At 63.2% G+C, this 21,956-nt stretch carries 30 protein-coding genes; 12 read left to right on the plus strand and 18 right to left on the minus strand.

Annotated features, from left to right (window positions below; genetic code table 11):
* Positions 1–58: 58 nt before the first annotated feature.
* Positions 59–991 carry an ABC transporter ATP-binding protein gene (locus tag ACZ5U1_RS03050; RefSeq protein ID WP_464779316.1) on the plus strand — a complete coding sequence of 311 codons (933 nt, stop codon included), beginning with the start codon at positions 59–61 and terminating at the stop codon, positions 989–991.
* Positions 988–1,758: an ABC transporter permease gene (locus ACZ5U1_RS03055; RefSeq protein ID WP_464779317.1), complete on the plus strand. Its 771-nt coding sequence runs from the start codon at positions 988–990 to the stop codon at positions 1,756–1,758. Before ACZ5U1_RS03050 ends, ACZ5U1_RS03055 begins: the two co-directional genes overlap by 4 nt.
* Positions 1,759–1,792: 34 nt before the next feature.
* Here ACZ5U1_RS03055 and ACZ5U1_RS03060 read toward each other — a convergent pair whose 3' ends face one another.
* The 5 genes from ACZ5U1_RS03060 to ACZ5U1_RS03080 all read right to left on the minus strand — a co-directional run bounded on the left by ACZ5U1_RS03060 (position 1,793) and on the right by ACZ5U1_RS03080 (position 5,226).
* Positions 1,793–2,113: a hypothetical protein gene (locus tag ACZ5U1_RS03060; RefSeq protein ID WP_196225850.1), complete on the minus strand. Its 321-nt coding sequence runs from the start codon at positions 2,111–2,113 to the stop codon at positions 1,793–1,795.
* A gap of 83 nt (positions 2,114–2,196) precedes the next feature.
* Positions 2,197–3,588: an MATE family efflux transporter gene (locus ACZ5U1_RS03065; protein WP_464779318.1), complete on the minus strand. Its 1,392-nt coding sequence runs from the start codon at positions 3,586–3,588 to the stop codon at positions 2,197–2,199.
* A 28-nt stretch (positions 3,589–3,616) separates the two neighbouring features.
* Entirely contained in the window at positions 3,617–4,546 is a 930-nt protein-coding gene (locus ACZ5U1_RS03070) for a DUF808 domain-containing protein (protein WP_464779319.1), read from the minus strand.
* Positions 4,547–4,651: 105 nt separating this feature from the next.
* Positions 4,652–4,897, minus strand: a complete 246-nt coding sequence (locus ACZ5U1_RS03075; RefSeq protein WP_464779320.1) for a hypothetical protein — start codon at positions 4,895–4,897, stop codon at positions 4,652–4,654.
* Complete coding sequence (locus ACZ5U1_RS03080; protein WP_464779949.1) at positions 4,894–5,226, minus strand: hypothetical protein; 333 nt, start codon at positions 5,224–5,226, stop codon at positions 4,894–4,896. Before ACZ5U1_RS03080 ends, ACZ5U1_RS03075 begins: the two co-directional genes overlap by 4 nt.
* A gap of 124 nt (positions 5,227–5,350) precedes the next feature.
* On the opposite strand from ACZ5U1_RS03080, the gene ACZ5U1_RS03085 reads away from it, so the two are divergent.
* Complete coding sequence (locus tag ACZ5U1_RS03085) at positions 5,351–5,653, plus strand: plasmid stabilization protein (protein WP_464779321.1); 303 nt, start codon at positions 5,351–5,353, stop codon at positions 5,651–5,653.
* A gap of 9 nt (positions 5,654–5,662) precedes the next feature.
* Here the strand turns inward: ACZ5U1_RS03085 and ACZ5U1_RS03090 are convergent, their stop codons facing one another.
* Entirely contained in the window at positions 5,663–6,412 is a 750-nt protein-coding gene (locus ACZ5U1_RS03090) for a glutaminyl-peptide cyclotransferase (protein WP_464779322.1), read from the minus strand.
* Positions 6,409–7,146 (minus strand): CAF17-like 4Fe-4S cluster assembly/insertion protein YgfZ, encoded by a 738-nt coding sequence (gene ygfZ, locus ACZ5U1_RS03095; RefSeq protein WP_464779323.1) that lies wholly within the window; start codon positions 7,144–7,146, stop codon positions 6,409–6,411. The genes ACZ5U1_RS03090 and ygfZ overlap by 4 nt, the downstream gene beginning before the upstream one ends.
* A 48-nt stretch (positions 7,147–7,194) precedes the next feature.
* Here ygfZ and ACZ5U1_RS03100 point away from each other — a divergent pair, with 48 nt between their 5' ends.
* Positions 7,195–8,526 carry a dihydroorotase gene (locus ACZ5U1_RS03100; protein WP_464779324.1) on the plus strand — a complete coding sequence of 444 codons (1,332 nt, stop codon included), beginning with the start codon at positions 7,195–7,197 and terminating at the stop codon, positions 8,524–8,526.
* 10 nt (positions 8,527–8,536) lie between these two features.
* Here ACZ5U1_RS03100 and rarD read toward each other — a convergent pair whose 3' ends face one another.
* Positions 8,537–9,394 carry an EamA family transporter RarD gene (gene rarD / locus ACZ5U1_RS03105; RefSeq protein WP_464779325.1) on the minus strand — a complete coding sequence of 286 codons (858 nt, stop codon included), beginning with the start codon at positions 9,392–9,394 and terminating at the stop codon, positions 8,537–8,539.
* A gap of 41 nt (positions 9,395–9,435) precedes the next feature.
* The gene (locus ACZ5U1_RS03110) at positions 9,436–9,657 is read right to left on the minus strand and encodes a hypothetical protein (RefSeq protein ID WP_196225858.1); all 222 of its coding nucleotides are present in this window, start codon (positions 9,655–9,657) and stop codon (positions 9,436–9,438) included.
* Between the two features lie 152 nt (positions 9,658–9,809).
* Here ACZ5U1_RS03110 and ACZ5U1_RS03115 point away from each other — a divergent pair, with 152 nt between their 5' ends.
* From ACZ5U1_RS03115 to ACZ5U1_RS03140, 6 genes are read left to right on the plus strand one after another with little or no spacing between them, the layout of a single operon-like run.
* On the plus strand, positions 9,810–10,532 hold the full coding sequence (locus ACZ5U1_RS03115) for a hypothetical protein (RefSeq protein ID WP_464779326.1): 723 nt from the start codon (positions 9,810–9,812) through the stop codon (positions 10,530–10,532).
* 60 nt (positions 10,533–10,592) lie between these two features.
* Positions 10,593–10,976 carry a fluoride efflux transporter CrcB gene (crcB, locus tag ACZ5U1_RS03120; RefSeq protein WP_464779327.1) on the plus strand — a complete coding sequence of 128 codons (384 nt, stop codon included), beginning with the start codon at positions 10,593–10,595 and terminating at the stop codon, positions 10,974–10,976.
* Positions 10,973–12,304, plus strand: coding sequence for an RluA family pseudouridine synthase (locus ACZ5U1_RS03125; RefSeq protein WP_464779328.1), 1,332 nt, complete (start codon positions 10,973–10,975; stop codon positions 12,302–12,304). The genes crcB and ACZ5U1_RS03125 overlap by 4 nt, the downstream gene beginning before the upstream one ends.
* Positions 12,301–12,960: an HAD-IA family hydrolase gene (locus ACZ5U1_RS03130; protein ID WP_464779329.1), complete on the plus strand. Its 660-nt coding sequence runs from the start codon at positions 12,301–12,303 to the stop codon at positions 12,958–12,960. Before ACZ5U1_RS03125 ends, ACZ5U1_RS03130 begins: the two co-directional genes overlap by 4 nt.
* Entirely contained in the window at positions 12,957–13,211 is a 255-nt protein-coding gene (locus tag ACZ5U1_RS03135) for a hypothetical protein (RefSeq protein WP_464779330.1), read from the plus strand. The genes ACZ5U1_RS03130 and ACZ5U1_RS03135 overlap by 4 nt, the downstream gene beginning before the upstream one ends.
* Positions 13,208–13,903, plus strand: coding sequence for an ATP12 family chaperone protein (locus ACZ5U1_RS03140; protein ID WP_464779331.1), 696 nt, complete (start codon positions 13,208–13,210; stop codon positions 13,901–13,903). Before ACZ5U1_RS03135 ends, ACZ5U1_RS03140 begins: the two co-directional genes overlap by 4 nt.
* 153 nt (positions 13,904–14,056) lie before the next feature.
* Here the strand turns inward: ACZ5U1_RS03140 and ACZ5U1_RS03145 are convergent, their stop codons facing one another.
* From ACZ5U1_RS03145 to ACZ5U1_RS03155, 3 genes are all read right to left on the minus strand, one after another.
* The gene (locus tag ACZ5U1_RS03145) at positions 14,057–14,737 is read right to left on the minus strand and encodes a murein L,D-transpeptidase catalytic domain-containing protein (protein ID WP_464779332.1); all 681 of its coding nucleotides are present in this window, start codon (positions 14,735–14,737) and stop codon (positions 14,057–14,059) included.
* 90 nt (positions 14,738–14,827) lie between these two features.
* Positions 14,828–15,115 (minus strand): hypothetical protein, encoded by a 288-nt coding sequence (locus ACZ5U1_RS03150; protein ID WP_464779333.1) that lies wholly within the window; start codon positions 15,113–15,115, stop codon positions 14,828–14,830.
* Positions 15,116–15,121: 6 nt separating this feature from the next.
* Complete coding sequence (locus ACZ5U1_RS03155; protein WP_464779334.1) at positions 15,122–16,576, minus strand: L,D-transpeptidase family protein; 1,455 nt, start codon at positions 16,574–16,576, stop codon at positions 15,122–15,124.
* Positions 16,577–16,635: 59 nt separating this feature from the next.
* Here ACZ5U1_RS03155 and ACZ5U1_RS03160 point away from each other — a divergent pair, with 59 nt between their 5' ends.
* Complete coding sequence (locus ACZ5U1_RS03160) at positions 16,636–17,553, plus strand: histone deacetylase family protein (protein WP_464779950.1); 918 nt, start codon at positions 16,636–16,638, stop codon at positions 17,551–17,553.
* Here ACZ5U1_RS03160 and ACZ5U1_RS03165 read toward each other — a convergent pair.
* From ACZ5U1_RS03165 to hisB, 6 genes are all read right to left on the minus strand, one after another.
* A complete protein-coding gene (locus ACZ5U1_RS03165) occupies positions 17,537–18,109 on the minus strand; it encodes a hypothetical protein (protein ID WP_464779335.1) in 573 nt (190 codons plus the stop codon). The two genes, ACZ5U1_RS03160 and ACZ5U1_RS03165, sit on opposite strands and share 17 nt — an antisense overlap.
* 72 nt (positions 18,110–18,181) lie before the next feature.
* Positions 18,182–18,502 (minus strand): phosphoribosyl-ATP diphosphatase, encoded by a 321-nt coding sequence (locus ACZ5U1_RS03170; protein ID WP_464779336.1) that lies wholly within the window; start codon positions 18,500–18,502, stop codon positions 18,182–18,184.
* 46 nt (positions 18,503–18,548) lie between these two features.
* Positions 18,549–19,313 carry an imidazole glycerol phosphate synthase subunit HisF gene (gene hisF, locus ACZ5U1_RS03175; RefSeq protein ID WP_449473180.1) on the minus strand — a complete coding sequence of 255 codons (765 nt, stop codon included), beginning with the start codon at positions 19,311–19,313 and terminating at the stop codon, positions 18,549–18,551.
* A 97-nt stretch (positions 19,314–19,410) separates the two neighbouring features.
* Positions 19,411–20,148, minus strand: a complete 738-nt coding sequence (gene hisA, locus ACZ5U1_RS03180; RefSeq protein WP_464779337.1) for a 1-(5-phosphoribosyl)-5-[(5-phosphoribosylamino)methylideneamino]imidazole-4-carboxamide isomerase — start codon at positions 20,146–20,148, stop codon at positions 19,411–19,413.
* A gap of 21 nt (positions 20,149–20,169) precedes the next feature.
* Positions 20,170–20,787: an imidazole glycerol phosphate synthase subunit HisH gene (gene hisH / locus ACZ5U1_RS03185; RefSeq protein ID WP_464779338.1), complete on the minus strand. Its 618-nt coding sequence runs from the start codon at positions 20,785–20,787 to the stop codon at positions 20,170–20,172.
* Positions 20,784–21,371, minus strand: coding sequence for an imidazoleglycerol-phosphate dehydratase HisB (gene hisB, locus ACZ5U1_RS03190; protein ID WP_196225873.1), 588 nt, complete (start codon positions 21,369–21,371; stop codon positions 20,784–20,786). Before hisB ends, hisH begins: the two co-directional genes overlap by 4 nt.
* A 98-nt stretch (positions 21,372–21,469) precedes the next feature.
* Between hisB and ACZ5U1_RS03195 the strand changes: the two genes are divergently transcribed.
* Positions 21,470–21,946 (plus strand): SspB family protein, encoded by a 477-nt coding sequence (locus ACZ5U1_RS03195; protein ID WP_449473174.1) that lies wholly within the window; start codon positions 21,470–21,472, stop codon positions 21,944–21,946.
* The last annotated feature ends 10 nt before the right edge of the window (positions 21,947–21,956 follow it).

Here is a 21,956-nt window from a genome sequence, read left to right on the forward strand (position 1 = left end):
TGCGCTTGGACCCGGCGCCCCTATCTTGGCGTGCAGATAAAAAGGGGCTTTTGCGCGCATGGCGTCCATCATTACCGTTTCCGGGCTGACGAAAAGCTACGCATCGGGTTTTCAGGCACTTAAGGGCATCGATCTGGAGATTGAGGAGGGCGAGATTTTCGCCCTGCTAGGCCCTAATGGCGCGGGCAAGACGACGATGATCTCCATCATCTGCGGCAATGTACGGCCCAGCGGTGGGACAGTGACCGTCGCGGGGCATGACATCGTGCGCGATTATCGCGGATCGCGCTCCGCGATCGGACTGGTGCCGCAGGAACTGCATACCGACGCGTTCGAGCGGGTGATCGACACTGTACGCTTTTCCCGAGGGCTGTTCGGCAAGCCGCGCGACGATGCCCATATCGAAAAGGTGCTGCGCGACCTGTCGCTTTGGGACAAGCGCAACAACAAGATGCTTGAACTGTCCGGCGGCATGAAGCGGCGCGTGATGATCGCTAAAGCGCTGAGCCATGAGCCGCGTGTGCTGTTTCTGGACGAGCCGACCGCTGGCGTGGACGTCGAGCTGCGGCGGGACATGTGGAAGCTGATCGGCGAGCTGCGGCAGACCGGGGTGACCATCATTCTGACCACCCATTATATCGAGGAAGCCGAGGAAATGGCTGACCGGGTGGGCGTGATCAACAATGGAGAGCTGATCCTGGTTGAGGAAAAGACGGCGCTGATGAAAAAGCTCGGCAAGAAGAGCCTGACCGTGGCGCTCAATCAGCCGCTGCATCAGCTTCCGGCGGAACTCAATCAATGGGATTTGTCGCTCAAGTCCGATGGCCATGAGATCGAGTATATTTTCGATACGCGCGCCGAACGCACCGGCGTGTCGTCATTACTGCGGACGCTGGGCGACCTGGGCATCGGCTATAAGGACCTCAACACGCAGCAGAGCAGCCTGGAGGATATTTTCGTCAGCCTGGTCCATCAGGAGAAGGCGGCATGAGCGGCTTTAATTATCGGGCGATCTGGTCGATCTACAAATTCGAGCTGCACCGGTTCAGCCGCACGTTGCTGACCGGGTTGCTGGTGCCGGTGATCACGACATCGCTATATTTCGTGGTGTTCGGCGGCGCGATCGGGTCGCGGATGACGCAGATTGACGGCATCGATTATGCGGCGTTCATCGTGCCCGGCCTCATCATGATGTCGATGTTCACTGAAAGCATCTTCAACGCGAGTTTCGGCATCTACATGCCCAAATTCGCGGGCACCATTTACGAGCTGCTTTCCGCCCCCGTATCGGCGACGGAAACGGTGATCGCCTATGTCGGCGCGGCGGCGACCAAGGCGTTGAGCGTGGGCACGATCATATTCGTGACGGCGCATCTGTTCGTCGATGTCCATGTCGAGCATCCGGTTGCCATGGTGGCGTTCATGGTGCTGATCGCGGTCAGCTTCTGCCTGTTCGGATTCATTCTGGGCATCTGGGCACAGAGTTTTGAGCAGTTGCAGGTGATCCCGCTGCTGCTGATCATGCCGATGACGTTTCTGGGTGGCGCTTTCTATTCGGTGCATATGCTGCCCGAGCCGTGGCGCACGGTGACGCTGTTCAACCCGATCGTCTATCTGGTGTCGGGATTCCGCTGGACCTTTTTCGGCCGGGGCGATGTGGGGATCGAGTACAGCCTGCTGTTCATCGCCGCGATGCTGGCGGTGTGCCTGGCCGTCATCGGATGGGTATTCCGTACCGGCTATCGGCTGAAGAAATGAAAGGAGCGGCCCGCCGGGACCGCTCCCTCGGTTCTCAGGCGACTGCGCTCTCAGGCGCGACGGCGAAGAGGGTTACGCCCTTATATTTGTCGTCGGTCTCATTATAGAGGCCGTACATCGCCTCGAACGTCTCATCGAGCACGGTGACGTCGTTGAGGCCCGCCAGCTTGAATGTGCCAAGCTTCAGTTCGCGCGGCGGACCGCCTTCGCGTTCCACCGTCACGGCATCGATGAACATCTCATCATGGCGCGTGTAAAGGATGTGGGGCGCCAGCTTGACGACCAATTTATTGTAGGTCGCCTTCAGGCATTTCTGAAGCGCGATGGCTTCGAAAATGGTCGTCGGGGCAGTCATGATTTTCGTCATTACCGATTCGCAGGCTGTCTTCAATTGCTTTGTGCGCCGCAATATCGACGCAAAGTGCATCCGGGCGCTTTTCAGGATGAGCTGACGAGGCCCAGCCGTTCCCGCATCGTCCAGCGTATGAGCAGCAACACCGCAGCCGCACCAAGGCCGCTGGCGAGGCCCAGCCATATGCCCAGGCCCTTCATTCCAAGCGGGAAAGCGAGGACCGTTCCCACGCCCACGCCGATGACCCAGTAGCCGATCAGCGCGAAGATCATCGGCACCTTCGTATCGTGCAGACCGCGCAGGACACCGGCGGCGACCGCCTGGGTGGCATCCACCAGTTGAAACAGCGCGGCCACGGCGAGGAAGCTGACGGCCAGCGCCGCCGTTCGAGTGTTTGCGGGATCGTTGAGGTCGAGGAATGCGCCGATCAGCAGGCGGGGCACGGTGATAAGCAGGATGGCGGCGGCGAATGCGAATCCGAAGCCCAGCAGGAGCGCGAGCCAGCCAGCGCGTCCGATTTCGGCAGCATCGCCACGTCCCTGAGCGAGGCCGACTCGTACCGTGGCGGCCTGACCTATTCCCATGGGCACCATGAAGAGAAGCGCGGCGATTTGAATCGCGACGGCATGCGCAGCGAGGGAATCGCTGCCGATGAGGCCCATGAGGATGGCCGAGGCGTTGAAGACGGTTGTTTCAAAACCCACAGTGATCGCGATGGGCAAGCCCAGCGCCCAGACGGCGCGATGCCGGTCCCTGTCGCCGGTCCAGAAGCGGCCCATCACCCGATAGCGGCGGAAGCGCCGGTCGATGAGGATCACCGCCAGAAGGCTGAGGAAAAGGAAACAGGAGGAGAGAGTGCTGGCCAGCCCCGCGCCCAAAAGGCCAAGGGCTGGCATGCCCAGCTTGCCAAAGATCAGAACCCAGCCCGCGAAGAGGTTGAAGGGTATGGCAAGCAGCATGATAACCACGGTCCAGACCGGCCGCTCCAGAGCCGACATGAAATTGCGCAGTGTCGAGAAGGCGAGGAAAGGAAGCAGCGCCCATTGGAGCCCGCGCATCATGACTCCGGCCTGACGGGCAAGGTCGGGCTGCTGCCCCATGGCGAGGAGAATGGCTTCGCTATGCCAGAGCAGTGCCCAGGCGGGCAGTACGAAGAAAAAGGCGGCGCGCAGCGTCTGTTGGACCGTGCGGCGAACGTCGCGGACGGAATGGCGGCGGCGGCCACGCTCATTGGCGATCAGTGGTGCGGCGGCTGTGACAAGGCCCATGCCGAATATGAGCAGGGCCTGGAACAGGTTGATGGCGAGCGCGCCCGCCGCCACACTCTGCGCGCCCAGACGGCCGATCAGCAATAGGTCGGTCGCGGCTATCCCTGCCCAGGCGACGTTGCCCGCGATCATCGGCAGCGCAAGGGCGAGCAGGGCGACGGCCTCTACACGCCAGGGGGAATGGGTTTGGGGCGTTCTTAAGTTCTGCATTGGCCGAATGTCCGGCGTGCCGCGTGCTTCAGTGCTTTTTGAACAGGTGCAGCACCGCAACGATGATCCCGCCGATCACCAGCCCGACGATGGCCCCGCCGATCGCGGTCACGGTCCAATCCAGGAAAGGTCCGATGGCTGGGGCGGTGGCCGCAACGCTTTGCGCAACATGGTGGATGGCGCCGGGGATCAGGTCCCAGTGAAACTCGTGCAAGCCGTGAACGATCAGGCCGCCGCCGACCCACAACATGGCGGCTGTACCGACCACGGACAGGATCTTCATCAGGATGGGCATGGCATGGACCAGCCCGCGTCCTACGCTGCGCGCTGTTGGTGATGGGCGTTCGGTCAGATGCAGGCCGATGTCGTCCATCTTCACGATGAAACCGACGACGCCATAGACGCCTGCTGTGATGAGGATGGCGACGACGACCAGAATCAGCGCCTGTTCCCAAAGCGGTTCTGCCGCCACGGTGCCGAGCGCGATCGCCATGATCTCACCCGAAAGGATGAAGTCGGTGCGGATGGCGCCCGAAACCTTCTGATCCTCCAACTCCTGCGAACTGTGGGTGGCAAGCGCTTCCTGCGCGACGTCATGCCCGCCCTGAATTGCCTCCAGCAGCTTTTCGACGGCCTCAAAGCAGAGGAATGCGCCGCCGAGCATCAGCAATGGTGGGAGAAGCCAAGGGGCAAAGGCGCTCAGCAGCAGCGCGGCGGGCAGCAGGAAGAGCAGCTTGTTACGCAGCGACCCGCGCGCGATCTTCCAGATAATCGGAAGCTCACGATCGGGCGTCAGGCCCATGACGTAGCGGGGCGTCACCGCCGCATCGTCAATGACGACCCCGGCCGCCTTCGACCCGGCCTTACCCGCGGCTGCGGCGACATCGTCCAGAGACGTGGCTGTGAGCTTGGCTATTCCCGCTACGTCGTCGAGCAGCGCGATGAGACCCGAAGGCATTTGCTGAATTTCCCCTTTTGTAGGTCGATGCCGACGCGCGGCCTTTTATGGCCCCGTCTCATAGAGGCGGGGCGGGGCAGGGGCAACTGCGGCGGTCAGAGCAGGTCAGGCGACGCCGCGATAGTTGCCGGGCGGGTCGCTTGCCGGGAAGGATTCGTCCACCTGCTCATCGATCATGTCCCAGTCGCTGGGCGCGATATGCTGTTCTGCGGGGCCGGCATCCCGGATGATTCCCGACGATCCGACCGGCGCGCGATCATCACGTTCGGCTGGGGCCTTCCGGTCCTTCCAGCTACGCCATGCCACAGCGCCCAGCCCGCCGAGAAATGCCAGCTTCAACAACCCCTTCATGATGATTTCTCCTGCCTGTCATGAACATGGACCCAGTCGGCACGGTCCTGGGTGACGCCCTGGGGGTGAAGGGAAAATTCGCCTTCTTCGTCGGTGCCGGGTTCGGCATGATCGCCCCCCGGGTGAGTGGTGACGGCCCACCGTTCCCGAAGCGCGGCGTTGATCATCGCGCGCCATTGGGCTTCGTCACCTGCCTCGCGCATGGCGGGGTCGGGGTCTTTCATGATGGCGAGGATGCTGGCCGCGTCGGCTACGTGCGCCTGCCACTGATCGGGTTCGTGCGCGGCGAGATGGCGGGCCAGCCGTTCGATAAGGGTGCGCTGTTCCATAGCCGGGGAACGCCCGCCCATCAGCTTCCGTTCCGCCAGTTTCGTGACGCAAGCGCAGCGTTGTGAACGCGATTGCCGACTGATCGTTGGATGGCGGTGAGGGGCTGCTGACAGGAGACCGATCATGCCGCGTGGCGACAAGGGCAGTTATACCGACAAGCAAAAGCGTAAGGCCGAACATATCGAGGAAGGCTATGAGGATCGCGGCGTTTCCCGCAAGGAGGCGGAGCGGCGGGCCTGGGCCACGGTGAACAAGGAATCAGGTGGCGGAAACAAGTCCGGGTCGGGGCGGGGGAAGCCTGATACGCATGTTTCCTCGCGCAAGGGCGGGCGAAAGGGTGGCGCCGCTTCGGCTGGGCGGTCGGCAGCGGATCGATCTGCGGCGGCGAAGAAGGGTTGGGAGACGCGGCGCAAGAAGGCTAGTTAGCGCTCGTCGTTACTTGGCTTTCAGGCGTATCTCGAACAGCTTTGGCCAATATTTGCCCGTAACAAAGATGCGGTCGTGCTTTTGGTCATAGGCGATGCCGTTGGGCACAGCTTCGCTATCGGCGACGCCGCTTTCCCGGATGAGCGGTGCTATGTCGATCCAGTCGATGACATTGCCGGTCGCGGGATCGATCCGGGCTATGCGCGTGTCGTACCAGATGTTCGCCCATAGCTCGCCTTTCACATATTCCAATTCGTTCAGGCGCTCGATCGGACGGCCGTTGAACGTGACGGTGATGCGCCGCGTCTCGCCAAGCGTTTCGGGGTCGAGGAAGCGAAGCTGCGATGTGCCGTCGCTCATGATCAGGTTGTGGCCGTCCTGGGTCAGCCCCCAGCCTTCGCCTTCATAGCGAAACTGGGAAATGGGCGAGAAGCCGTTGAGTTTCCAGACGAAGCCTTGGCGATGGCGCCAGGTCAGGCTGATCAGCCGGTCTTTCCAGTTGACGATGCCTTCGCCGAAATATTGGGGGGCGAGGGTACGGCTTTCGAGGACTTTGCCGTCCTCAAGCGAGACTTTGCGGATTTCCGATTGGCCTTCAAGGCCGGTGCTTTCGTAGAGGGCGCCGTCGTGGAAGAAGAGGCCCTCGGTAAAGGCTTTGGGGTCGTGAGGATAGGCTTTCACCAGCGTCCAGGGCGTATCGGCCCATGCGGGCACTGCAATGCTGAGAGCCCCGATCAGGGCAAGCAAGAGGCGCTTCATCCGGCGGCTTGCTCCGCGATCACGGCGGCGAGCCATGGGGGCAGGGTCGCGGGATCGATGTCTTCGACGCGGCGCAGTTCGATAGACAGGTTGAGGTCGGGCAGGGCGGTACGTTGGCGCTTCTCGTCGGCTTTGGCCAAGGGCACGGCGACGAGGCGGCGGTTCACCTTGCTGCGATAATGCATGCGGGCGGTGTTTTCCTGACCGACATAGCAGCCCTTGTCGAAGTCCACGCCACGCAGTTCTCCCGCATTGGTTTCCAGCCATAGCGTTTGGTCCTGACCAAGTTCGCCCGCGCCCTCGAACACGCCGAGCGACAGGCGGTGCGCGCGGAAGGGGGCGGAGGAGTCGCCCGATGCGGGCGGAGCGAGCCAGCGATGGCCGAGTTCAGCGAGGCGCGGGTCGGCGGGCTTGTCAGTGGCTGCGAGCGACCAGTGGACCGCGAGTGCTTCCTCCCGGGCAATCGTCACCTTGCGGCGCAGGCGGTAGAGGGTGAGCCGCTTGGCCAGCGCGTCGGCCTGCGCCGCCTCGCAATCGATCAACACATCTTCGCCATCGGCCCATAGAATGAAGTCGTACAGTGCCTTGCCCTGCGGTGTCAGGAGCCCGGTCCAGCGTGGTTCGTCCGTCTTGAGCGTCAGGACGTCGCGGGTGAGCAGGCCTTGCAGGAATGGCCGCGCCTCTTCGCCTGAAATTCTGAGTAGCGCGCGGTCGGTTAGGGTGGTGCCGGTCATCGGCTTTAGGTAGGACAGACGCCGACCATATCCAAGCGGCGAGCAATCATGTCCCAGAATTTCGACCTGATCCTGAAAAACGGCACCGTCCACACGCCCGGCGGGGCGGCGCAGACCGATGTCGGCGTGCGCGGCGGCAAGGTCGTGGCGATCGGGTCGTCGCTGGGCGATGCGGGCGAGGTGATCGATTGCACGGGGCTGGACGTGCTGCCCGGCTGCATCGACAGCCAGGTGCATTTCCGTGAACCGGGCCTTGAGCATAAGGAGGACCTCGAATCAGGCAGCCGCTCTGCCGTGCTGGGCGGGATCACTTCCGTGTTCGAGATGCCGAACACCAACCCCAATACGGACAGCGCTGAGCGCGTGCATGACAAACTGGCCCGCGCTCACCATCGCATGTGGTGCGACCATGCCTTTTATGTCGGGGCGACGGCGGACAATGCCGAAGCGCTGAAGGAATTGGAGCGTATTCCCGGCACGGCGGGCGTGAAGATCTTCATGGGCGCATCGACCGGCAGCCTGCTGGTGGATGATGACGCGGCGCTGTCGCGTGTGTTGGCGAGCGGCACGCGGCGTGTTGCCATCCATGCCGAGGATGAGGCGCGGATGAATGCGCGCAAGGATTTGCGGGTCGATGGCGATCCGTCCTCCCATCCTGTGTGGCGCGATGATGAAAGCGCCATGATCGCGACGAAGCGGATTATCGGCCTTGCTCGCAAGGCGCGTCGGCGCATCCATATCCTGCATGTGACGACGCCAGCGGAGCTGGAATATATCGCCGGGTATAAGGATATCGCCACCTGCGAAGTGACGCCGCAGCATCTGACGCTGGCGGCGGAGGATGCCTACCCCCGGCTTGGCACCTATGCGCAGATGAACCCGCCGATCCGCTCGGCTTCACACCGGGATGGCCTGTGGCACTGGCTCAATCAGGGCGTGCCCGATGTGCTGGGCAGCGACCATGCGCCGCATACGATCGAGGAGAAAGCGAAAGCCTATCCCGGATCGCCCAGCGGCATGCCGGGCGTCCAGACGCTGGTGCCGTTGCTGCTCAACCATGTGGCGGAGGGGCGTTTATCGCTGCGGCGGTTTATCGAACTGACCTCTTCTGGGCCGCAGCGGGTGTTCGGGCTTGTCGGCAAGGGGCGGATTGCGCTTGGCTATGATGCCGACTTTACAGTGGTGGACCTCAAGAAGCGGTGGACGGTGGGCAGCGATTGGCTATCCTCGCGCTGCAACTGGTCGCCCTTTGAAGGCATGGACCTCACCGGCAAGGCCGTGGGGACGATCGTGCGCGGAAACCGGGTCATGTGGGAAGATACGCTGGCGAATGAAGCGGTGGGCGAAGCCGTGCGCTTCGAGGCGACCGAGTTCGCCTGAACGCCCCGGCCTACGCCGCCGCCAGCCTGTTCTTGCGGGCGGCGGCGAGGCTGTCGGTTGCGAACAGGATGAGGCCCAGCCAGATCAGCGCGAAGCTGATCAACTGGCCCTGCGTCAGTTTCTCGCCATAGAGTAGCACGCCGCACAGGAATTGCAGCGTGGGCGCGAGATACTGGATGAGGCCGAGCGTCGTAAGCGGCAGGCGCTGCGCAGCCATGGCGAACAGGATCAGCGGCACCGTCGTCAAGGCGCCCGAGAAGATCAGAAGGCTGCTGGTATAGCTGTCCTGCCCAAGGCTGATGCCACCATGGCCCCACAGCCATAGCAGATATGCAAGAGCGAGCGGTGCGAGCAGCAGCGTTTCCGCGCCCAACCCGACCATCGGCGCAACCGGGGTCAATTTGCGGACAAGGCCGTACAGGGCAAAGCTGACCGCCAGACCGACGCTGATCCACAGGGTGGTCAAGGCCGTCGCTGCCATGATGGCGACACCCACCGCAGCGATCGTGATGGCGATGGCCTGCCCACGCCGCAGTCTTTCCTTCAGCACCAGGACGCCGAGCGCGACATTGACCAGTGGATTGAGGAAATAGCCAAGGCTGGCGGCGATGACGTGGCCGTTATTGACCGACCATACATAGACCAGCCAGTTGAAGCCGATGAACAGCGCGGATGCGGTGAGGGGCAGGACGATCCGCCTGTCGCGCAATGCTGCCCCAAGCGCGCCCAGATTCCGCCGTGCCGCGAGTACGCCGACGATCAGGACGAGCGACCATATGACCCGCTGCGCCACGACCTCTACCGGGGTCACGGCGTGGAGCAGCTTGAAAAAGATGGGCAGCAGGCCCCAGAGGCCATAGGCCGCCACCGCAGCGATCAGGCCCGTCCTTAGCTGCTGATCATGCGGGTTCAGAAAATGCCTCCGCCCAGGAACAGGCGGAACGCACCGATCGCCGCGACGATGAGGCACAGGTTGCGGCCGCTGTTACGGGTAGATAATATCCCGATCACGGCGCCAAACAGTGCGATCGGCACCAGCAGCCAATTGGCGATCCCCAGAAGCGGCAGGAAAGCCGGGATCATCAGCAGGAGGGCGAAAAGGCCGATCAGGACCGAGAGGACGTTTAGCATCGTGATGAAATGGGCCTTGTTCCGCCCGGAGACAAGATGGGCGCGGATGCCATTCGCATCTTAATGGCATCGGAAAATTTAGCGATTTACCAAAATCACTAACGAAAAATTAACTCCTGACATTCACCTCTTGTTTACAAAGGAGTTAAGCCATGCCGCCTTTCCGTTCTGTCTATGCCCTTGCCGTGCTGCTCGCGATGCCGTTGGCGAGTTGCGGGAAGGGGGACAAGGAGGCTGATCTCAACGCCCTCGACGCCCAGCTGACCAACAATGCGGTGGACCCGGCTTTGCAGGAAGCATTGGGAGGGAAGATCACGGTCGATCCCAAATTGACGGGTCAATCCGGACGCTCTGCCATCGCGGGTCTGCCGAAGCTTAGTGGCGACGCGGCCAAGGCACTGGCCGAATCGGTGAAGCTGGCGGGCGGCAAGCTGCTCGCGACCCCTGCTCCAACAGCAGGTGAGGGTAAGGAACCGGCGGCTGCGCTGGCCGCCGCCGCGCAGGATCAGGACAAGCCCGGCGGCAATGTCTTCTGCCGCAAGCAGCTGGCCTATGGCATGCAGTGGGCCAGCCGACTGCCCGATCCCTTCGGCGTTTACCCGGGCGCTGAACTGACGGAGGCGGCGGGCGCGGACAAAAATGGTTGCACGCTGCGTGCGGCCACTTTTGTGACGCCGGTGCCCCGCCAGAACGTCATGGATTATTATTATACGCAGGCGCGGCGTTCCGGATTTGACGCCGAATACAAGGTGATGGGCGGGGATCATGTGCTCGGCGGCACGCGCGCGGACGACGGCGCCGCTTTCCTGCTCGTCTTCACCGATGCGTCGGGCGGGCGGACGAATGTCGATATAATCGCCGACAAGGGACGGTAAGCGCCAGAAAGGCGCGCGCCGCCATTTTCTTTACTGCGATTTGCCTCTAGGGCGGGCGGGATGAACAATATCCTCCTTGTCATGGGCGGCGGCGCGGTTGGCGCGCTGGCGCGCTACCAGCTGGGCCGCTTTGCCGGTCACATGCTGCCGGGTTTGCAATGGCCCTGGGGCACCTTTGCCGCGAACGTGCTGGGCGGTTTTGCCATGGGTCTGCTTGCGGGTTGGCTGGCGCGGTTCGGCAGTGCGTCGGGTGAAGCCCTGCGCCTGTTGCTGGCGGTTGGGCTCCTAGGCGGCTTCACAACCTTTTCTTCCTTCAGTCTGGAGACCGTGCTGATGATCGAGCGCGGGCAGCTGGGCATGGCGATGAGCTATGCCGCCCTGTCAGTGATCGCCGCTGTTGGCGCGCTGGTCCTTGGCCTTGGCATGATGCGGAGCGTGGCATGAAGGGGCGTCCTCCCGGCAAGCCTTCCGGTCCCTCGCGCGGGGGCAAGCCCGGCGGTGGCGCGCCCGGCCGCGCCCGTGGTGGCGCAAAGGCTGCGCGGGCGCGCAAGCCTGATGCGCACAAGTCACCGGCGAAAACTGCCGCCAAGCCTGCTCCGGCCAAGGCCGCAACGCCGAAGGCTGCTGCGCCGAAGGCTGCTGCTGCGGGAAAAGGCGTTTCGCTGGACGTGCGTCAGTTCCGCGTGGGTGCGGATGATGATGGCATCCGGCTGGATCGCTGGTTCCAACGGCATTTGCCCGACATCGGGTTCAACAGCGTGTCGCGCTGGTCTCGCACGGGCCAGTTGCGGGTCGATGGCGCGCGCGCCGCACCGGGCGATCGCGTGGCCGAGGGCCAGCTGATCCGCGTTCCTCCCGCCGAACCGAAAGCTGTCGAGACCGCCAAGCCGCGCCGCGTCCGGCCGGAATTGAGCGAAGATCAGATCAGTTTCGCACAGAATATGGTGATCCATCGCGACGCGCAGGCGATCGTTATCAACAAGCCGCCGGGCTTGGCGACGCAGGGCGGCACCAAGACTGACGAGCATGTCGACGGCCTGCTCGACGCCTTGGAATATGAGCTGGATCAGCGGCCCAAGCTGGTCCATCGGTTGGACAAGGACACCTCCGGCGCGTTGCTGGTCGCCCGCACGGCGCGGTCGGCAGCCTATTTCGCCAAGGCTTTTTCCAGCCGCACCGCGCGCAAGGTCTATTGGGCGATCGTCATGGGCGTGCCTTCGATCAATGACGGCATGATCGAACTGCCCATCGCCAAGCAGCCCGGCACCGGCGGCGAGAAGATGCATGTCGATGAGGAAGAGGGCCTGCCCGCTCGTTCGCGCTATCGCGTGATCGAACGCGCGGGAAACCGCGCTGCCTGGGTCGAGCTGCAACCGCATACGGGCCGCACGCACCAGTTGCGCGTGCATATGGCGGCTATCGGGCATCCGATTGTCGGCGACGGCAAATATGGCGGCAAGGAAGCGTTCCTGTCCGGCTCGATCAGTCGGAAGATGCACCTGCACGCCCGCCGCATCCGTGTCGATCATCCCGATGGTGGCCGCGTCGATGTGCGCGCCGACCTGCCCGAGCATTTCGCGGCGAGCCTGATCTCACTGGGCTTCGACATCAACGCGGGTGACCTGCCGCTGGACGAGGAGATCGCTCGCGCGCCAACCCGCGAGGATGAGAAGAAGGCGGCGCGCGCCCATGCCAAGCAAGTGCGCAAGGAGCGTCGTGGTGAACGGCGGTCGCGCGGATCGGGCGGTAGCGGGAGTCCCCGCAAGAAATGAGCAACCGCCTTGCCGTTTTCGATTGCGACGGCACTCTGGTCGATAGCCAGCACAGCATCTGCGCCGCCATGACGCTGGCGTTTGAAGGCGAGAAGCTGGCTGCGCCTGACCGGACTACGATCCTGTCCGTGGTCGGCCTGTCGCTGCCGTTGGCGATCGCGCGACTGCTGCCGGAAGCGGAGGCGGATTTCCACGACCATCTGTCGGAAAGCTACAAGCGCGCTTTCCAGCAGATGCGCCGCGACAATGCGGTGTCGGATCCGCTCTATCCGGGGATAGCCGAGTTGATCCGGGAACTGGATGCCGACGGATGGCTGCTGGGCGTGGCGACGGGCAAGTCGGATCGGGGGCTGAACCTCTGCCTGGCGCATCATGGCATCGATGCGCATTTCGTGACGCTTCAGACTGCCGACCGGCATCCGTCCAAGCCGCATCCGTCCATGCTGCTGACCGCCATGGCGGAAGCGGGCGCGAGTCCGGAGACGACGGTGATGATCGGCGACACCAGCTATGACATCGACATGGCGCTGAGCGCCGGAACGAGGGCGTTGGGGGTCGGCTGGGGCTATCACCTGCCCGCCGATCTCATTGCGGCTGGCGCGCATGCCGTGGCGATGGACAGCGATGAACTCAGGAACCATATCCGCGTAGCATGACCGACTTTCCTCCTCCCCCTCCCGTCGATCCTGAAAAGGTCGCGCGCCAGCGTCACTTCGCGCTTGGCATGTTCCGCCTTTCGGGTGCCCTGCTCGTGATGTTCGGCTTTCTCATCCTGATGGAGCGCTTCAACTGGGTGCAGGGCAGCAAGGCTAAGGCGATGGGCATGATCTTCGTGGTTGTAGGCCTGTTCCAGTTCATCATCGTGCCGCGTCTGCTGCTGGCCCTGTTTCGGAGGCCGCCGCAATGAGGCGCTTCTACAAGGATGTCGGGGTGATTTCCGGCGAGGCTGGGCATGAAATCCAGCTGGACGGGCGTCCCGTGCGAACGCCCGCGCGCGCGGCGCTGGCCCTGTCGACCGTGGGGTTGGCGGAGGCTGTGGCCGAGGAATGGCGCGGGCAGGGTGATATGATCGATCCGCGCTCGATGCCTTTCACCGGCCTTGCCAACGGGGCCATCGACCAGATCGCGCCCAATCGCGAGAGCTTCGCTTCGGGCATCGCTAATTATGGGACCAGCGACCTGCTCTGCTACCGCGCCGAAGGGCCTGCGGAACTGGTGTCGCGGGAGGCGGCGGCGTGGGACCCGCTGCTGGACTGGGCGCGGCGGCGTTATGACGTCACCTTTCGCGTGACCCAAGGCATCATTCCGGTCGATCAGCCGCCAGAGACTTTGGAGCGGCTGGATGCGGCGGTGAAAGCCTATGATCCTTTCACGCTAGCGGGATTGTCCACGCTCGTGACCCTGTCGGGTTCGCTGGTCTGCGGCCTGGCGATCGTCGAGGGCGGGCATGATGCAGATGCGATCTGGACCGCGTCGGAAATAGATGAGGCCTGGGAAGTCGAACAGTGGGGCGAGGATGCCGAAGCCGCCGCCCGATCAGCCAGACGGCGGGAAGAGTTCGCCATGGCCCGACGCTTTTGCGAGTTGGTGGCGCGGTAGACCAGAGTTGGATTTAACCGGCACCACCTTTTAATCCCGTTCGGGCTGAGCTTGTCGAAGCCCTCCACTTTCTTAAAAGAAATAAAGCCCTTCGACAGGCTCAGGGCGAACGGGTGAGGAAAAGCTGATTAATTAGAGCGCGTGCGCCCCTCTTCAAGCCCCCATCGCCGTGAGCTTGTTCGCATAAACCATGCGGCCCGGGCCAAGCAGCCCCAGCAGCTGCGGCAACATGTGGCGGGCGACGGCGAAGCAGCCTTCGCTGCGGCCGATCTTACCCCATGACGCGATATGATCTTCGCTCACATAGTCGGCGCCGTGGATCACGATGGCGCGCATCTCGGCATTGTTGTTCTGCGAATCGAGGCCTGCCAGTCGCATGGCGCGGCCGTGCTGCCCTTCGTAAATTTGTCCGGTCTTGTACGCGCCCGCCGAACTGGCGAGCGAATTTGGCTCGTTGGAGAAAGTCTGGAGCCAACCGGAATGTCCCGGATCGGACCCCCGGCCATGAGCCACCAGATAGGAGCTGGAATGACCGCCGACGAGATCGACGATGTGGAAGCGCAACTCACGCGAAGGAGCGTTGAAATCGGCCAGCGCGATCCGGTCACGCAGTTCGAACATATGCGCATGCTCGTCCAGCGCCGCCTTTGCCCGGTCCAGCAGTCGCGCATAGGGTTGCTGCGCCAAGGGCGTAACCGGATGCGGGGTTACGGGCGGCGGCACCGGCGCGGAAGGCTGTGGGGTGGCCATCAGGGCGGCGCGTCCGGCGCCGTCTGCTAGGAATGAAAGGGCGATTCCGCTTAAAGCGGCCTTCGTAAAACTGCGGCGATCCATGAATCGCAATATAGCAAAGCTCTGCGCCCGCTTAAAGAGCAGGGCGCAAATGGGCGGCCGCCGTTCGTCGGAAGGCGGCCAGCCTTCGGCTCAATTGGTCGAATTGCTTCCCTCGGCCGACTGGTCCAGCCGTGCGGTCATGCCGGTAGCTTCGGCGTCGTCCTGGATCTGCTGCTGCTCGGAAATGCTTGGCGGCGGTGCAGGTTCCGGCGCGGCGGCATTATTGGCTGGCGGCAGCGGAGCTTCCGGTTCCTCGATGATCACATTTTCCACCGGCGGCTCGACCAGATTGTTGGTTGCGGGTGTTTCGTCTTCCTTCTTCCCGCAGGCGGAGAGGGCGAGCGCGCCAACGAGGGCGGCGAGGGCAATCTTGCGCATGGGGTCTTAGTCCTTCGATGCGATGGTGGGCGCCGGGGCGGCAGTGGGATCGAGCCGACGGCTGGATGCCTCGATCTTCTGGGCGAGCAGCTTGTCCCAGCCATAGGGGTCAGACCGGAAGTTCATCGTGCCGTTGCTGCTGGCAAAGGCGGTCCAGTAGAGCAGGTAGACGGCGACTTCCTTGGGCAATTGCACGCGCTGGGTCTTACCAGTGTCGATCAGTGATTGCACCTTCCCAGCAAGGTTGGGATCGCTTTGCAGCATCAATTCCGCGAGCGGAACGGGCTTTTCAAGCCGGATGCAGCCATGGCTGGCGAGCCGGTCATAGCTTGAGAATTTCGCGCGGGCAGGCGTGTCGTGCAGATAGACGGCGAAGGGATTGTTGAAGTCAAACTTCAACCGTCCGAGCGCGCTGCCGGGACCCGCTGGCTGGACGATCCGCTCGCCGGTTTCTGGCGTGCCGACGATCTTGTAGCCCTGCCGCAGCAGAGCCGCGCGACCCTTTGGCCACAATTCCTTCTTCGCGATGGAGGCGGGGACATTCCATGGCGGATTGACGACGATCGAATGGATGCTGGATGTCAGCATCGGCGTCGCATTGTCGGGCGATCCGGTGACCGCCCGCATCGAGGTGACAGGCTGGTCGCCTTCGAAGAGGGTGAGCACGGCGGCGGCGATATTCACCTGTACGCGGTTGACCGGCAACTGGCGCGGCATCCAGCGCCAGCGTTCCATATTCGCCATGATGGCGGCGATGCGGTCCTCCACCGGAACATTGAGTTCCTTGAGCGTGCGGGCGTCCAGCAGGCCGGTGGGATTCAACCCATAGCGGCGCTGCGCCCGCTGAAGCGCGTCGGACAGCTTCTCGCCGGGCTGAACGCTCTTGTCCTCGATGGCGAGGCGTTTGCGCACCGCGTCGGGCGCGGATTTCGCGCCGAGAACAGGCCAGCCCCCGGCGTCACGGATTTGCTCATAATTGGCAAGACCCCGGCGCAGGCCGTCATAACCGGAATAGGGCGGCGTCAGGCTGGCCGCCCATTGCGGCAGGCGGTCTTCGGCAATGGCGCGGGCAAGGCCGGGGCGCGGATCGACCGCTGCCGGGCGCAAAGCCCAGATATTGAGGAAGTCGGCGGTATCGACCCTGCCGGTGCTGAGCGCCTTGGCCCTGTCCAGAACGGCGGTGACCAACGCGTCGCCACTCAGGGCGCCGGTCGCCTTGCTGCGGGCCATCAGTCCCTGTTCAGCGCCGCCCTTCAACCAATTGTTGAGCCAAGCCTGTTGCGCGGCCGATGGAGCCGGAATTGGCACCGGCGGCGGCGTCACCACGGCGGGCGGCGCGATGACCGGCGGAGCCGACGCGGGCAGCGTCGGCACAACTGCAGGCGGCTGCGCGAGCACTGGTGCTGCGGCAATGCCCATGAGGGAGCTGAGGCTGAAACGGATCAAATTGGGACGGTTCATGCTGGACCAGATAGCGCAAAGCCCTCATCGTTCAAACTTATGATCGCGGAAAAAAGATGATGCTCCATGTCGTTCACCATCCTGCCTATGTTTCCCCTGCCACAGGCGGCAGCCGCTTTCGTTTTGATAAATATGGGCTGGTTATGGAAGCACTTAGGGTAAGTGGCGCCGCCTTTACCGTCCATGAACCCGCGATCATGCCACGCCACTGGATCGAAGCAGTCCATGACACGGCCTATGTCGAGGAGGTTACCAGTCTGAATGTGCCGCCCGAAAAGGAGCGGCGGATCGGTTTTGCGGTGAATGAACGGGTGATGCGGCGGTCCATGCTGTCTCCCGGTGGAACCTGGGCCGCGGCAAAGCTGGCGATGGTTCATGGATATGCCGCCAACGCGGCCGGGGGCAGTCATCATGCGCTTTACGACAGCGGGGCGGGCTATTGCGTGTTCAATGACCTGGCCATCGCGGCGAATCGCCTGATCGGGGAAGGGGATGCGCGGCGGGTGTTGATTCTCGACCTCGACGTGCATCAGGGCGATGGCACCGCGCAGTTGATGGAGGGGCGGGACGACGTCTTCACGCTGTCCGTCCATGCGGAAAAGAATTTCCCCGTGCGCAAGATGCGATCGTCGTTGGACGTGGCGCTTCCCGACGGGGTGGGTGACGCCGATTATCTTGCGGCGTTGATGGAAGTGCTGCCCCAGACGCTTGATAGCTTTGGCCCTGACCTGATTTTGTACCAGGCCGGTGTTGATCCGCATGCCGACGATAGGCTGGGGCGATTGGCGCTGAGCGATGCGGGGCTGGAAGCGCGGGACCGCGCCGTCATGCGGGAAGCGCGTCGCCGGGGCATCCCGCTCGCCAGCGCCATGGGTGGGGGTTATGGCGAGGACAGAATGGCGGTGGCGGAACGTCACGCCGCCTGCATGATCCGGCTGGCGGAAGAGGCGGAAACGAGGCTTAGTGCATCGTCGTAGTGTTAACCGATGCGGCGGGAGCCGTCACGATCAGCCGAGCCGCGATAAGTCCGGCGGCGGCCAGCGCGATGAAGTCGCTGAAGGCGAGGTAGAGACTATATCCCCAGTGCGCGTGGTTGAAGACGACTTGGCCTATGTCCAACCACAGCACGGCCGCGAGCGCGGACAACAGGGCAATGCGCGCGCGGTTGCCGAAGTCAGCCGCCGCGAATCTCAGCGCCAGGGCGATGAGTACCCCGGTGATCAAGGCGAGGATGAGCCCGCCGATCAGCGCGGCACTATCCGTCACCGGAAAGCCGCTATTGTTGTAGAAGATGGTCGCGATCGGTCCCTTGCCATACAGGATGGTGCCCTGCGCGGTCGCCGGATCGGGGACGATATAGACCCCGGTTCCGGTCTGCGTCAGAGATTGCGCCAGTGCGGCCTGAAGGTTCGCGCCGGGAGCTTCACCCGTGCGATGAAACGCCAAGGCACTGAGCGGCGTCTGCCAGAAAAGGAAGCGGATCACGAAAAGAGCGAAGCCGCCCAATATGCCGCCCGCGATCGTCCTTACCATGCCGTCGTCCTCCCTGTTTGCCTTGAGGCAGATCAGGAAACGCCGATGGGAGGATTTCTTTCCGGCTGTGTATCAATCTCGCGGGCGCGCAGCCTTTTCCGCGATCCCGGATACGCCTTCTCGGCGGTCCAGTTCGTCGAACACGGCGTCCAGCGGAATGTCGAGGTCCGCCAGCAGAACCATCAGGTGGAACAGCAAATCCGCGCTTTCGCCGATCACGCCTTCGCGATCGGATGCCATGGCGGCGATGACCGTCTCCACCGCTTCTTCGCCCACTTTCTGCGCGATCTTGCCCCGGCCTCGTGCGGTCAGTTTCGCCACATAGGATTGGGACGGGTCAGCGGCACGCCGTTGCCGGATGGTCTTTTCAAGATCGAAGAGTGTTGAGCGCATGCCGTCCATCAAGCCTTCACCGCCCAGTCCGTCAATGAAAAGTTGTTCATCGCGAACGGACGGGCACGCCCGCGGCGGCAAGCGCTTGATGCGCCTCGGCTACGGTATGCTGGCCGAAGTGGAAGATGGAGGCCGCTAGCACCGCGCTGGCATGACCTTCGATCACGCCTTCGACCAGATGCTGGAGTGTGCCGACACCGCCGCTGGCGATAACGGGAACGGAAACCGCATCGGCGATGGTGCGGGTGAGGGCGAGGTCATAGCCCTGTTTCGTGCCGTCGCCGTCCATGGATGTGACGAGCAGCTCGCCTGCGCCAAGTTGCGCCAGCCTTACCGCATGTTCGACCGCGTCGATGCCGGTCGGCTTGCGGCCGCCATGGGTGAAGATTTCCCAGCGATTGTCGCCGACGCGCCGGGCGTCGACCGATCCTACGATGCATTGGCTGCCAAAGCGGTCGGCGATGTCGGCCACCACTTCGGGTCGCGCCACTGCGGCGCTATTCACCGCGACCTTGTCAGCGCCCGCGAGCAACAGGGCTCGCGCATCTTCCGGGCTGCGCACGCCGCCGCCGACGGTGACGGGCATGAAGCAGACTTCGGCGGTGCGGCGCACCACATCCAATATAGTGCCACGCGCTTCATGGGTGGCGGTGATGTCGAGGAAGCAAAGCTCGTCCGCGCCCGCCGCGTCATAGACCCGCGCCTGTTCCACTGGGTCACCCGCGTCGCGCAGGTCGACAAAGTTCACGCCCTTGACCACGCGGCCATTGGCGACGTCTAGACACGGGATGACGCGGGTGCAGACGGTCATGAGCGGCGCACCCCCCGCCGTTCGGTTCGAGCGCAGTCGAGAACCACGATTGCACCCGTATCTCGACTTCGCTCGATACGAACGGATGCTGATACTATCATGCCGCAGCCTTCGCGATCGCCAGCGCGGCTTTCAGGTCCAGCCGTCCATCATAAAGCGCGCGGCCGGTGATGACGCCTTCGATGCCTTCATCCGCATGCAAGCTGAGTACGCGAATGTCCGCGATCCCCGCCACGCCGCCGCTCGCGATCACGGGAATGTCCGTGCCGCGCGCCAACTCGACGGTCGCGTCGATATTGCAGCCCTTGAGCAAGCCGTCGCGGCCCACGTCTGTGAAGAGCAGGCTGGCGACGCCCGCATCCTCGAACCGGCGGGCGAGGTCCGCGACGGGCATGTCGGACTTTTCGGCCCAGCCATCGGTCGCGACGAAACCGTCCCGTGCATCGACGGCAATCACGATCCCACCCGGAAAGTCGCGCGCCGCCGCCTTGACGAAAGCTGGGTCCTTTAATGCGGCCGTGCCGATGACTATGCGCGACACGCCAAGGTCGAACCACCGCTCCACCGCCTCGCGATTGCGGATGCCGCCGCCGAGTTGCACATGGCCGGGGAAGGCTTCGACGATGCGCTCCACTGCTTCGGCATTGACCGCATGGCCTGCGAAGCTGCCATCGAGATCGACGACATGCAGATGCTCGGCCCCTGCCTCCGCGAAGATAAGCGCCTGCGCGGCGGGATCGTCGCCATAGACGGTGGCGCGGTTCATGTCGCCCTCGGCCAGGCGGACGACCTGTCCGCCCTTGAGGTCGATTGCGGGAAAGACGATCAAAGACATATCAACATCCGTTGAAGCGGGTCAGGGACGCCACTCGAGAAAGCGGGAGAGGAAGGAAAGGCCATAGGTCTGGCTCTTTTCCGGATGGAATTGGCAACCAATGATCGTGTCGCGGGCGACGGCAGCGACCAGCGGGCCGCCATGATCGGTGATTGCGGCGACATGCGCAGGGTCGGCAGCTTCGAAATGATAGCTGTGCAGGAAATAGGCCTCGCCCGGCTCCAGCAGGGGCGGAGCGTCGTTCAGCACGACCTTGTTCCAGCCCATGTGCGGCACCTTGATCGCGGGATCGGTCGGCTCGATCCGCCGAACCGTGCCGGGAACCCAGCCCAATCCTTCATGCCGTCCGAACTCTTCGCCTGCATCAGCGAGCAATTGCATGCCCACGCACACGCCAAGGAACGGCGTACCGCGCTGGCCCACCGCCTCGTTCATCGCGCCGATCATGCCGGGAATGGCTGACAGTGCATCCATGCACGCGCGGAAGGCGCCTACGCCCGGCAGGACGATGCGGTCAGCCTTCGCCACCACCTCAGGGTTGGCGGTGATGAGGGCATCCTCCGCCCCCGCCTTGCGCAGGGCATTATGGACCGAATGAAGGTTGCCTGCGCCGTAATCGATGAGGGCTAGCGCAGTCACAACATCCCCTTAGTGGACGGGATGGCGTCCGCCTTGCGCGGGTCGATCTCAACCGCCTGCCGGAGCGCGCGGGCGAGGCCCTTGAAGCAGCTTTCCACGATGTGGTGATTGTTGCTGCCATAGAGATTTTCGACGTGCAGCGTGATCCCGGCAGCCTGCGCGAAGCTGTGGAACCAGTGTTCGATCATTTCGGTGTCCCATTCGCCGAGGCGCTGCACCGTAAAGGGTGCGTTGAACACCAGCCAGGGACGGCCCGAAATGTCGAGCGACACGCGCGAAAGCGTCTCGTCCATCGGCGAATAGACGCTGCCATAACGGGTGATGCCGCGCTTGTCGCCCAAGGCCTTTGCCACGGCCTCGCCGATGGCGATTGCCGTATCCTCGGTCGTGTGGTGCTGGTCGACATGCAGGTCGCCTACCGTGCTGACCGTCATGTCGATCAGCGAATGGCGCGACAGCTGCTCGATCATGTGATCGAGAAAGCCTATGCCGGTGGAGACGGTATAGATGCCCGTTCCGTCGAGATTGACGGTCACGTCGATCTGCGTTTCCGCAGTGTTGCGGTGAATTTCGGCCGTGCGCATGGCTGCGCCCTATACCGAAGTGGGGGTGGCATGCAATGTGGCGTTGCATGTGCGGGGCGCACTTGACCCGCCGCGCCGCGCCGTTAGGACAATGGGGGATGAGCGACGACTTGCCTGACAGCCTGATTCCCTACGACGAAATCGTTCAGGAGGCGCTGCGTGCCGTGGTCGGCCGCGTGCTGGGCGAAGTCGAGCATTCTGGCGGTCTGCCGGGTTCGCATCATTTCTACATCACGTTCAAGACGCAGGCTCCCGGAGTCGCGATTCCCAAGCAATTGGTGGAACGTTTCCCGGACGAGATGACGATCGTCCTTCAGAATAAATTCTGGGATCTGAAAGTCAGCAGCGACGGGTTCGAGGTCAGCCTGACTTTCAATCAGGTTGCGTCGCATCTTGTAATACCCTTCGCCGCCATCACGGCCTTCGTGGATCCCGCGGTGAATTTCGCGCTCCAATTCCAGGTGCAGTCGGACGGATTGCCAGAGCCGCATGAGGAAGCGGAGAATGACGCGCCGCTGGTCACGACCGAAGACGGCTCCAACGTCGTGACTGTGGATTTCGGCAAGAAGAAATAAGGGCTGGCGG

The sequence above is a fragment of the Sphingobium sp. TomTYG72 genome, from assembly GCF_055394715.1.